Annotated in this window: 10 protein-coding genes; all 10 read right to left on the reverse strand. The window is 37.9% G+C overall.

Annotation, left to right across the window (positions count from 1 at the left end; all coding sequences use genetic code 11):
* Positions 1 to 446, reverse strand: a 446-nt coding sequence (tagF, locus tag FTT92_RS14850; protein WP_180172489.1) for a type VI secretion system-associated protein TagF, incomplete at its 3' end; no start/stop codon positions are given.
* Positions 447 to 503: 57 nt separating this feature from the next.
* A complete protein-coding gene (gene tssM, locus FTT92_RS14855) occupies positions 504 to 4,334 on the reverse strand; it encodes a type VI secretion system membrane subunit TssM (protein WP_180172490.1) in 3,831 nt (1,276 codons plus the stop codon).
* Positions 4,335 to 4,362: 28 nt separating this feature from the next.
* Positions 4,363 to 5,808 carry a hypothetical protein gene (locus tag FTT92_RS14860; RefSeq protein ID WP_180172491.1) on the reverse strand — a complete coding sequence of 482 codons (1,446 nt, stop codon included), beginning with the start codon at positions 5,806 to 5,808 and terminating at the stop codon, positions 4,363 to 4,365.
* Between the two features lie 2 nt (positions 5,809 to 5,810).
* Positions 5,811 to 6,803, reverse strand: a complete 993-nt coding sequence (tssG, locus tag FTT92_RS14865; RefSeq protein WP_078193361.1) for a type VI secretion system baseplate subunit TssG — start codon at positions 6,801 to 6,803, stop codon at positions 5,811 to 5,813.
* Positions 6,767 to 8,575 carry a type VI secretion system baseplate subunit TssF gene (gene tssF, locus FTT92_RS14870; protein WP_180172492.1) on the reverse strand — a complete coding sequence of 603 codons (1,809 nt, stop codon included), beginning with the start codon at positions 8,573 to 8,575 and terminating at the stop codon, positions 6,767 to 6,769. Before tssF ends, tssG begins: the two co-directional genes overlap by 37 nt.
* Before the next feature lie 15 nt (positions 8,576 to 8,590).
* Positions 8,591 to 9,067 (reverse strand): type VI secretion system baseplate subunit TssE, encoded by a 477-nt coding sequence (tssE, locus tag FTT92_RS14875; protein ID WP_078190770.1) that lies wholly within the window; start codon positions 9,065 to 9,067, stop codon positions 8,591 to 8,593.
* A gap of 70 nt (positions 9,068 to 9,137) precedes the next feature.
* Entirely contained in the window at positions 9,138 to 9,641 is a 504-nt protein-coding gene (locus FTT92_RS14880) for a type VI secretion system tube protein Hcp (RefSeq protein WP_078190771.1), read from the reverse strand.
* Positions 9,642 to 9,688: 47 nt separating this feature from the next.
* Positions 9,689 to 11,173, reverse strand: a complete 1,485-nt coding sequence (gene tssC, locus FTT92_RS14885) for a type VI secretion system contractile sheath large subunit (protein ID WP_180172493.1) — start codon at positions 11,171 to 11,173, stop codon at positions 9,689 to 9,691.
* Entirely contained in the window at positions 11,166 to 11,669 is a 504-nt protein-coding gene (gene tssB / locus FTT92_RS14890; protein WP_078193364.1) for a type VI secretion system contractile sheath small subunit, read from the reverse strand. Before tssB ends, tssC begins: the two co-directional genes overlap by 8 nt.
* Before the next feature lie 15 nt (positions 11,670 to 11,684).
* Positions 11,685 to 12,380, reverse strand: coding sequence for a hypothetical protein (locus tag FTT92_RS14895; protein ID WP_180172494.1), 696 nt, complete (start codon positions 12,378 to 12,380; stop codon positions 11,685 to 11,687).
* Positions 12,381 to 12,559 lie beyond the last annotated feature (179 nt).

The raw sequence follows: 12,559 nt of genomic DNA on the forward strand, positions 1-12,559 counted from the left end.
GGCGCTACAGGCGCTTGTCCTGCAGGCATCGTTTGCGCTGCGACGACACGAACACCTTTATTCGTCACCACTTGATCAACAAGAGTCATACCTGAATAGCCTGAACCTGTAGTTGGGCCAGATGCGTTCAAAATATTATCGAAAGGATCATCGATTTCTAGCAGATGAGCGAGCACCATTGGAAATTGACGCTTTGAACTGTCTTCACTGCTAATCAAATTGGCAACCAAAAAACGCTTATCTTTTGGACTGGCAATAAAGAAATCTAATGAAGGCAGTGAGTTATACGCTGCATTAAAATTGTCTGAACGCATAGCGAACTCAAGCGCCTCCGTGATCCACTGATCGATTAACTGAATCAGTGAATATTGTTCACGGCTCTTTAAGAAGTCACCACGAGCTGGACATTTCCCATAATACAGCGGTGTCGTTCTCACTTCATACATCGTCACACTCCTTGTTCTTTTGCACGAATGCCACCGCTCTCATTTTTAAATTCATCATCATGGTGTTGCTGTTCCTTGTACAACACTCATCGGTGAAGTCGCTGGCGCTACAGGCGCTTGTCCTGCAGGCATCGTTTGCGCTGCGACGACACGAACACCTTTATTCGTCACCACTTGATCAACAAGAGTCATACCTGAATAGCCTGAACCTGTAGTTGGGCCAGATGCGTTACCACTAATTAAACGGAAATTTACTTTAACAAACACTTTTGGATTTTGTTTGCTACGCCACACCATTTCAAATGAATTACCATTTTGTGTACGCTGAGCGCCTTCAATCAATCGGTTAATACCATATTCACCCGGCTCATCAAAAATCGTATGCGTTTGACCTTCCAAGTCAATTGCAGTAATACGTGCACCCGGAATTGCCCCTTTATTTGGCCAAACGAAGTTCACCCATTGCTGAACACCGTTTTCATACACCATACGCTGACCATCAATATCAATGGTATATGAAAGTAACTGTGTGTTTTCTAATGGGAAGAACTGGAAGTTCGATTGATTGGTTGCCGCAGGTGCTGCTTGACTCAATTCCCCTGTAGCAACGCCATTACTTGGCGCAACATAGCGTTGGAAGTTCGCTACAAATTGTGGATTTAAACCAATGCCCAAATCTTTCCATGTTTTCGTGGTTAAGGTATAGCCTCGACGAATCACCAATGGATCTAAATATTCTTTTACAAAGCGAGCGATACTTCCGTTTTCACCAAAAATTTGGCTAATTTCATTACTGGTCGCTTGTAAAGTAGCATTGCTATTAAATGGATATTTAGGTGCAAGATTGGTTGTAAATGGTTGATACGCTTGCATTGCCCATAACTTATTAATTTCGTTTTGAGCTGGGATCAGTAATACTTCAAATGACTGGGTCACCGGCTGCATAAAGAGCTTTTGAATCAACTGCTGGTCTAATTCATTCAGCCCCACAGACATTTTTTCATCCACAAATTTTTGCGTGCTATTAAAGACAGAGCTTTGATCATTGATGGTTTGTTTCACCAATGTCATGCTTGCAGGCCCCATGTCACCGCCACTCTTCAAATCATTGAACTTACTACGTACTTGACTCAAAGACAGCATGTATTCATCTAAAATAGATTTGTTTTGCTGATCATCACGCTTACGAACCAATTGATAGAACACATCAAACTCTTTTGCAATAACACCTTGACCGGCTTTAGAAGCAACTTGCTGAGCTTGTTGCGCATCATCACGGCTGAGGACTTTACGTTTAAACCACGCAATAAAACCTTTCTGAGGTGCAGCCAGTTCTGCTTGAACAATTGGATTATCCCAGCTGGTTTCTTTGGCAATACGGTCGACCACTTTACGAATTGGCGAGTTTTCAGGTTCACCTAAAATATCAATAAAACGTGACTGCTGAGCGACATCTGCGCCTTTGCCATAATGCACAGCATTTAAGAATTTACGCCATTCAGCGATATATTCCTGCTTATAAAGTTCGGTTAACTGTTTACTGATCTGATCTGGACTACCACTAAACGTTAGATCATCAGAACGATTGGTATTGAGTACCCAGTCTTGGGTATCTGTCGGATTATTCGCAGCTTGGTTAATCGCATCCTTTACATAATCATTCCATGCTTGGTAAGTAAAAATACCCGGCAAGGCATAACTACCTAACATGCTGTTTTGGCCTGTTTCACCTAAAATTTGCTTCACAGTTACTGCTGGGAAACGTACCGAACCACGCATTTTAATTTCATTATAAACGCGGTCACGTGCAGGAATACCCATGGTAACAGCTGTTAATAATTGACGTGTTTGATCAACCAATAAAGTATCAGATTCCATTTGCGGGAACGCAGGATCAGCAGCTAAAGTCATCGCATAAGATAAAACTTGTTCAGCTTTTTGAATCATTTCCCCACGTGGCATTTGACCGCGATTTGAATCTAACCATGAACGCCAGAAACGAGTAACTTGGTCACTCAAATGGCTCGATTCCATATATTTATGATTGCTCATCATCAAATACGCCTTCAGTGCATTATATGCATCCTGAGGGTTAGTATCCGATGGTTCTAAATAGGGCTGATTTGATTTCACCGCTTGAGTGATTTGCACATTGACGTGATTTTCTTTCAACGTCGCTTCATTGGCTTTAACGCGTTGTAAGTACTGCGCCATATTTTGCTGAGATGGTGCTAATACAATTTGTTGAATACCACGTAAATACTCAACTTTGAGTTTTTCACGAATTTTATTCCCTTGGTATAAACCAAAGCTATATTTCAAAGGACGATCTTCATCAAAGTGATCGAGCTGCTGTAAATGCCCTTGTAATATCAGCAATGCATCCAATTGAGTCGAAAGCTCACTTCCGCTACGGCTTTCCATTTGCACAACTTTGTCTAAGTCAGCTTGAACTTCCGCCACGAGTTGTTGGTTATTACGATACGACCAAACCCATAACCCAAGCACCACAGCAACCAATAACAATGCACCAATAAATGCCATAAAGCGCTGACGTTTACGTGCAGGATTGATATGTTGTTTAACTAGATTTTTATCTTTTAAAATGACGGTTGAAAAGAGTCCTTTTAAGAAATAACCATGGTCTTGCGAAACAGAATTCGTAGGAATGCCAAACTCACTATCCGTACTTTTCACCAAATGAAAGTCTTCAGCGATTTGCTCGGTCATTGGACTTTCAATCACACCTTCTTGTAACGCACTGGTGAAATAGAACCCACGGAATACCGGTTTAAACTGATAAGGATTGTCTTGAAACAACGTACCAATAAAAGTTTTTAACACTGGCTTTAAACTTTTAAACTCAAGTGGAAATGTCATTACACTTGGAGAAATATTTTGCGAATGACGACGACTCAAGTGCGTAGTACTGACGCTCTTCAAACCATCGTATAAAATTGAATAATGCTTTTCGAACATCTCAACGGCATGCTCAGATGAGTCTGGATCATAAGGCAGTGTTGCACCCCAAACTTGATCAAATTCATCCTTATCATAACAATCAAAAAATTCAGTAAAGCCGGCAATCAAATCCATTTTTGAAAAAACGATATACACTGGCGCAAAAATTTCTAAACGTTCCGTCAAATCCTGTATACGTGCGCGTAAGTTTTTGGCTAATTTGATTGATTTTTCAGGACTTTGACTAACAAGCTCCGCCACAGAAACAATCACGATTAAACCGTTAATTGGTGCTTTAGAACGGTTTTTCTTGAGAATATTTAAGAAACCTAACCATTCTGAATGGTCTTCGGCATAAACTGAATATCGACCTGCGGTATCGAGTAACACACCATCTGTAGAGAAAAACCAATCACAGTTACGAGTACCACTTAGACCTGCCGACACCATTTTCTGATGGGTTTCTTCAAATGGAAATCTAAGGCCAGAATTATAAATCGCTGAACTTTTACCCGCTGCTGGGTTACCAATTACCATGTACCAAGGTAATTCATATAGCGCTGCATTTCCCTTTTTGTCACCAAGTTTTGATTTACGGATAAGTTGAATCGAGTCTTTCATTTGCTGATTGATCAGCGCAAGTTCTTCTTTATTCTTTTGTTTGCCGTATTCAGCTTCATTATCTTTGGCAATCGCCTCAGCCAGCTCTTCGCCTTGCTGTTTATGACGATAATGCTGCACTAATTCATAAATACCCCACAGAATTAATCCGAGAATATAAACAGCAACCACAATGTAAAAAGTCTTTTGTGGAATCGAATTATGCATAGCCACAATGGCCACAAAAAATGACAAAGCCACCATCGCTTTAGGATTGGTGACGTACTGCCAAACATAACCGAGGATCGTATAAAATAGTGTGTTCACAATGTTCTCAATTTCGTCTTAATTCTAATTAAACAGTTTCTTGTTCAAGTTCATCTTCTACTGAAAATGCTTGAATAAAAGCAAATGTCGATTCTTGGTCTGTGCTATAAATCATGGCAGTTAACTCTTCTGGCAAGTGCATACCCAACATGAATCCAAAAATTTTTGCCAATTGCTGGGTATTTCCAAGATTCTGTTTTGTATATAAAAAATGATAGGTTTCAATCGCGGTTTCATTAAATTTATACTGTAATTTTTTCACCACTTTCATATCCGTTGCATCATCTAACATCAATAAAAAGGGTTGTTCTTGATCATACTGATCTAAATTATTCAGTGCTTTAAGCTCTAAATTACGTTTCAACTCAGGCTCATGTGCCACCACTTGTAGCACTTTATTTGGAGTTAAACCTCGAACTTGAACGTCTGAAGCAGCCAAACACCAACTCGATGCAAACTCTGCAGCAATGTATTTTTCTTGTAACCACATCTTTTCATCAATCCATTCTTGGTCGATTTCAGAGTCAGCATTGAGAATCAAACTGACTTCAAACTTTTGTTTTGAAATCATCTCTAAAATGCTTAACCATTCTGAATAAGCGACTTGAGTGCCGATAAAATGTGGCTCGATATGAATTTGTTCGGGAATGATCGAAAATCCGTCAGATAGATACTGCTGAATAATTTGAGCATAATCATCATTCCATTGATGAATCAAATTATCAGCAAGCAAAATATGGACATTTAAACGATTTAAACGTGAAACTTGCTGTGCATTGTTCGCCAAATGTTCTGGATGTTCATCTTGCGTATAATCTGGATCCACCCAACCCGGATGCATACGGTACTGATATGCCAATTCACTATCATAAAAGAGTGCTGATTGCTTCAGATGCTCAGCAATTAAAAATAGACTTTCAACGTGTTGCTCTAGTTGTTGCTGAATAAGTGACTGGATTCGTTTTTCACGCATGGTGATGGCACTATATTCATCATCTGCTTCTTCATTAGTGAGTTCATCTAAATCTTTGATTCGAAATGAAAGAACAGGCAAACCGTATGCATTAAATAACTTATCATCGAGTTCAGGACTTTTGAATTGCTGAATTTCTTGGATGATTTGTTCATTTTCACCAAAACTATGCCAAGCCGATGAAGAATAAACATTTAAACGAAATTGCTGTACATCGACAGGCTTCGGTTTTGCTTGTTCAATGGCCTCAAGTTGTTGTTGCTCAGCTTGTTCTTCTGCACGTTTTTCAGCTTCAATTTTTTTTTCTTTTTGATGTTGAACGCCCTTATAAATAAAATAAGGCGACAAAATAATTGCACATAAAGCTAAAGGAAGAAGTAAAAAATAGGTGACCAGATCCAAAGCCGTCGGGTCATAGCCTGTATCTCGCCAGTAAAAAATCACGAAAGCAGTACACAAAACAAAAAGCGTACTAAAGGTTCCAATTATTAATTTCAGCATTATTATGAATTCCCCATTAAGGCATAACAGGTTTCTGTATTATCGACCTGTTTATTCGGCTGTAAAAATGCTCCCTGAGCTAAACCAATTCCGCTCAAAGAATTTAAACACACCGGTTTTATTTCTTCTTTTTGTAAAATTAAGCGCACATCCACCATTAATGTTGGACTGCACCAAGTTTGAATCATTTGTTTTAATTTTAGGCTGCGTGCCTGATTCGGTAAAAATGTTAAATAATCTTCATGATTTAAAGGTCCAATCACGATTTCAATTTTTTCGTCAATCTGTTGAATCTTCTCACCACAAAAAGTATTCAGCCCCAATAAGCTCGGCTGAGATCCACCTAAACATGTTCTCTGATCTTCTTCAAATACAAAAGTTTCAGGGATAAATTCTCGAATATCAAATTTCTGCTTAAAGATACAATTCAGCATGGTTTTTAATGCATAAGCTGTATTGTTTTGCCCCTGCATTAAACCTGAGAATTCAGCAAAATAATCATCTAAATCTGGCTGATCATGCTGGCTACGGATATAACCATTTAATGCATGTAAAATATCAAGATAGTGATTATCCTGCTCGATTTCATAACGAATAGGTAAATGATAATTTAAACTGGCATCAACATAATGTGCTGTTAATTTATGATTAAACAGCCCTAAAAACTTTTGTGTTTCGTGTCGCTGATGTCGCCCGCTGAGCTTAATCTTATTGGTATAGCTATAAGGTAATGCACCTTGAATACCCGTTAAACCCACCATTAAATTTGTCAGTTCAACTTTCTCATCGTTGAACTCTAAACTTTCAATTTCAGTGTTCGGGAAGTTCAAATTAAGTGAACTATTAAACTCAAAGTCATTGGCCCAATGGACTTGAGCTGCTCCATAAGGTGCATGTCTTAACAAACGAGTAGCTTGAACAAACTCGTAGGCTTTCGGTTCTTGGAAAAGTCCGTCAATTACAGAGCTTTCTTGCCACCAACGTTCTGCACGCATTGGTATAACTCCTGTTGACTATTTGCATCAAAAACCGAGACATCGACAAAGCTGTTCATATTGACTTTTAAATTAAAGATATGGGCTAGCAATTGACTAAATATATACAGGCTATGCCCTCTAAATATATCCGCATCGATATCGAGCTGTACTTTTAAACCTCTGACAAATAATGGAAACGGTTTACTATCTACAAGTTTCTGTGTGGTAGAAAACTGAATATTTTTTATGGAGTCGATAATAATTTGGTTTTCTTTTGATTTAGGTAAATTATACAATTCCAAAAGTTCTTTAATATGAGAGACCGCATCGCCTTTCATTAAAGACATATTATTCAAAGATAAATGTGAAATGACCCGCCACTGTTCTTGTTTATTTTGCTCAAAATAATACGGTAACGACGGTCGTTTGAGCATCAGAGCACGACGTGCCAAATTACTATCATTCAGAGTTAATGCATTTTGATCTTTATTATAACTTTCGTAAGGTAACTCACGATTACTACATAGTAGTTCAGTACTAATAAAATCGGACTGAGTGCTATGTGGGTCTAAAGCACGAGATATGATTGAATAGTTTAATTCCTGATGTTTATTCTTCATCTGCTGCGGATTTAAACTATAAAAAAACTGGACTTTATCCTGATGATAATGACTCATTGCAAAAAAAGGCAGTACCGGATAATACACTTCATCTTGGTTACTTTTTTCACGCACCATATTCATTTTTAAAATGCTATAGGCTTGAAAATATTCAGGATGGTGTGCATCTGTCACCAATGGATATTCCATTCGCTTATGATTAATCTTTTGCGGCTCTGCTTGTTTATTGAAAAGATTAACAATTGGTGTAGCAAACAATTTAAAATTTGCAGCATTTAATTCAGAATAATTTCGAATCGCTGCTTGATCATTTAAATTGAGTTTAAAGTGCATTTGAACATCAAATTCACTATGTTCTAAACTTAAAAACTTAATGAAATCTAGATTTAGATTTAAAAAATTGAATTTTTCAGGAACACAAAAATATTCCATCAATAAACGATATGCATGATGCGTATGTTGATCGATAGGTAGAACACTTTGAACTTCATCAAAGCCCATAATTTCAAATGGATTGGCAATATCAAAAATGTGCTGCCCTACACGAATCGAAAAACTTGTAGTGGATTTAAAAATACTATCCAAAACCTGCAAAGGAAAATTAGAAATAGCGTCTAAAAAGATCGGCAAAGTTTCATTTTTGAGTAAAGCGTGCTTATTCGAAAAAATTTCAAATCCAAAGCTCAATGTGGCATTTTGATTTAAATGCATATGTGCCGATGGATGAGTTTTGAAATTGAGCTGTTTTAATTGAATCGGTAATAATGTGACTTCTTGTACCGTCTGATATTCACATTGAACACCGCGCGTACTTTTGGCTTTTAGACTGGTCGCCTTTGGAATAACGTGTCGATCTGTTAATTGCTTAATTTTATTTATATCTTCGAAGCTCACCACAGAACATGCAGGAAATGGTTTTAAATATTGAGGAAACATCACCTCAAAAATTGATCGGGTAAAAACGTCATAACTATCTGCAAGTTTTTTATCAATCCGTGCAGAAATTAAAGAAAAGGCTTGAATTAAACGCTCAATATGCGGGTCATCTATTTGTTCTTGGTTTAAAGACAAACGCTGGGCGATTTTGGGGTATTTACTGGCAAACTCACGGGACTGTTGTCCAAATTCCTGTAGTTGTTTTTCGTAATACGGTAACAGCTCTTCAATCACAGATAACCCACTTCATTAAGCTCTTGGAGAAATAACATATTGTTGTGTTGTTGGTTTTAATAAGGCATCAAAAATAACTGGTTCGTATAAAGGATGAATATTTAAATATGCCTGAATACTTAAACATAGTGCCCCCATATTATGGCCATCCATGAGCATTTCGACTCGAATCTGCTTTAAACGCGGTTCATGTGCAGCAATCGATTGTTCAATTGACTGACAAATTTTGTCACGATCCGATGGATTTGCTGTCGATAAGCCCACAAAATCGATAATGCCAAACTGCAAAATAGACTTTTTTGCTAATGGAAAGTCATCAATCAGTTCATCTAACTTTGCCACCCGACTATTGAGGAGATCCTCTAAATCGGAAGCAACAGATTCACGAAGTTCTTGCAAAGACAGACCTTGAGTCTGCTGAGCATCTGCTGGTAATAAGCGGTCAAATAATGTCGTTCTAAAACCATAAGGATAAAGCTGATCGAGATTCATATCTTCTTATAAATATTTAAAAAAATGAAAATAGAGGCTACCCAAGTTAGCCTCTATCTGAATCCATCTATTACGCTGCGTATGAAGCAGTGTTGTTAGATAATGACCACTTCTTAGTAACAGCACCTTTCGCAGTACCGTTAATATCTTGTTGGTTATATGTCCACTCTACTGCAGCATATTTCAAACCAAATGATTCGTGTGGAACACCTTCATCATTTACAGTTGGAGTCACGCTAGAAACCAACACATGTTTCAGTTTGATTTGAAGATATTTAATACGTTTGTCGCCATTCGCACGGTAGAAATCAATTTGAACTTCATCAAATGTATAACCTGCTGAACATGCTTCCCAAAGTTTAGGGCTTGTCGCGTCTAAATCTTTAACAAACACCATATCAGAATGTTCTACACGTTCTGCAGTGTGACCACCCACACTGGAAGAAGTCGCAGATTTAGGTTGACGGATGTTATGCGTCCAAGAGTTTACTTCTAACCAACTCTTGTGCTCTGCATCACGAGATTCGCCGTCTACTTTGTACTTACCACGAAATTGAATGTATATATCTTTCATTGTTCTGAATACCTATTTATTTAAAGTTATTATAGTGTTGACCCAAATTAATTTGAGGACTGAGGTAACTCGGTCACAAGTCGTAATGAAACAGACAACTCATCCAACTGGAAATGTGGTCTTAAGAAAACCACAGATTTGTAGTGACCAGGCAAAGCTGGATTTTCTACAACTTTTACAGAAGCTTCACGCAATGGATACTGAGCTTTAGCTTCTTGAGATGCACCATCATCGAGTAATACATATTGCGATAACCATTCATTTAAGAAGGTCTCAACATTACCCGCTGATGCAAAACTACCCACTTTGTCACGCATCATTGCTTTTAAATAATGTGCAATACGTGAAACTGCCATGATGTATTGGATCTGGCTAGACAATGCAGAGTTGGCATTTGCTGTATCGCTATCATATTTTTTAGGTTTTTGCGTCGATTGCGCACCAAAAAATGCTGCATAATCCGTATTTTTGCAGTGTACCAACGGAATAAAACCAAGATCACTCAGTTCTTTTTCACGACGGTCAGTAATGGCAATTTCAGTTGGGCATTTAAAGACCACTTCGCCATCATTGGTTTTGAACGTATGGACAGGCAAGCCTTCAACTAAACCACCACCTTCTACACCACGAATCGCAGCACACCAACCATGCATATCAAATGCATTGGTTAAACGCGTACCAAAGGCATAAGCCGCGTTCATCCATAAATATTCATTATGATTTTCACCTGAAACTTCTTCAACGAAGTTAAATCCTTCAGTGGCAATGCCTTCTTTTGGATCATATGGCAAACGACCCAATACACGTGGCATTGTCAACGCAACATAACGTGCATCGTCACTTTCACGGAATGAACGCCATTGTACATATTCTGCTGTTTCAAAGATTTTAGATACATCACGCGGACGATCAATATCAGTAAAAGACTCTAGTCCCAACATATTCGGGCTAGCAGCCGAAATAAACGGTGCATGTGCAGCCGCAGCGACATGTGAAATTTGCTCAAGCAAATACATATCAGATGGAGTACGGTCAAACTCAAAATCACCAATCAGTGTTGCATAAGGTGCACCACCGAATGATCCATATTCTTCTTCATAGATTTTTTTGAACAATGTGCTTTGGTCAAAATCGGTCGCACCTTGGAAATCTTTAATCAATTCTTTTTTCGTCGTATTTAACATACGAATTTTTGTTAGAGAGTTTGAAGGCGTTTCTTGGCAGAAATAATACAAACCGCGCCATGTCGATTCAATTTTTTGAAATTCAGCATGGTGCATGATTTTACTTAACTGAGATGAAATCAACGCATCAATTTCAGCAATACGCTTATCAATTGATAAAGTCATATTGTCCGAAACGGTGATGGTACCTGCCATGACTTCTTTGGCAAGCTCACCGATCAGACTTTTTGCACGATCATGTTCTTGATCTGTACGCGCAATACGACTTTGTTCGACAATTGAATCTAAAAGCGAATATTCTTCAGTTGCTTTAAGGTTTGCAGCAGTTGCAGTATTATAATTACTCATTTTCTGCCTCCACACTCAACTTACGAATTTGATCAGTGTTATGTAACACTTCATCCAATAAATCTTCTAAGCGTTCATTATTTGAAATTTTATTACGCAAGTCAGACAGACGCTCACGCGCAGCAACTAACTTTTGTAATGGATCAACCTGTTGTACAACTTGCTCTGGAGTGAAATCGGCCATGCTCTTAAATGTAAGATCTACCGACATTTTTCCACCGTCTTCAGTCAAGGTATTTTCAACTTGAAAATTAGCACGTGGCGCTAAAGACTCCATTACTTCATCAATATTATCTAAATCAACATTAATGAATTTCTTGTCTTTTAGTTTGGTTTTCTCTACTTCAGATGCCGCAGAGAAATCACCTAACACCCCAACAACGAATGGTAATTCTTTAATTTCTTTACCGTCGCCAACTTCAACATCGTAAGTCAATTGAACACGAGGAGGACGAATTCGTTGAAGTTTTTTCTGTACACTTTCACGTTTTGCCATGAGTGCTTTTCCTTGTTATTTATTCTTCAATGTATCGAAAGGTGAACCACCAGTAGCAGGTTTTTTCGCTGTAGTCTGCGGTTTTGCTGTCGTGGTGGTTTTCTTTTTACTTGCTGCTGTAGTCGTTTGTTTAGGCTTGGTAGACGCTGTATTGGTTCGTTTTTTAGTAGATATCGTCTGTTTAGATTTCACATTGCTCGTAGATTCAGCGCTTTTTTCACGAACATCTGCTGCAGCAGACGTAGATTTATCAATCGTCGGCTGAATATAACGAATATTATCCGACAACACTTTGGCAGGAGAATAGGTCTGTTCATCTAGAGTACGATTTTCATTACTCCGCATATGATTCAGCGCATTATAAGAAATAGCGATACCTGCTAAAAAAGTGACATCAGTAAGTTCAGGCGACTGATAGTTCTTTTCTCGCAGCAGATTGACTGCTTGCAATGCTTTTAAATTGTAACCATTGGCTTGATATTTTTTGGCAATATCTACAAAGATTTCATTTTTTAAGTTCTCATTTTTCTTATTTTTTTTGTCACATAATTGATTATAAAAACCAATAATCTCTGGATCCGTATCACCTACTGCCAGCGGATAATCCTTTAAACAGGATTTTTTCACAGATGCCACTTTATCTTTTGCAAAAACGGTTTGTGTTAAACTGGCTGCTAAAATTATAGGTAATAAAACACTAAATTTATTCAAAATTGCCTCTGTATTTCTACGTGCTAAAACTTAATTTATGTGGAGAAATCACCACTTATTTTCCCGTGGGTTTTCTCTTCATTTATCAAAATTAAAAATATGCTGCAGATTTAACAAAAAATAAGCACATAGAGTCAATACAAAAATGTGCCAAATACTCTAAAGTTTGTCGACTATTT

Source organism: Acinetobacter sp. YH12023 (genome assembly GCF_013420135.1).
GTDB lineage: Bacteria > Pseudomonadota > Gammaproteobacteria > Pseudomonadales > Moraxellaceae > Acinetobacter > Acinetobacter amyesii.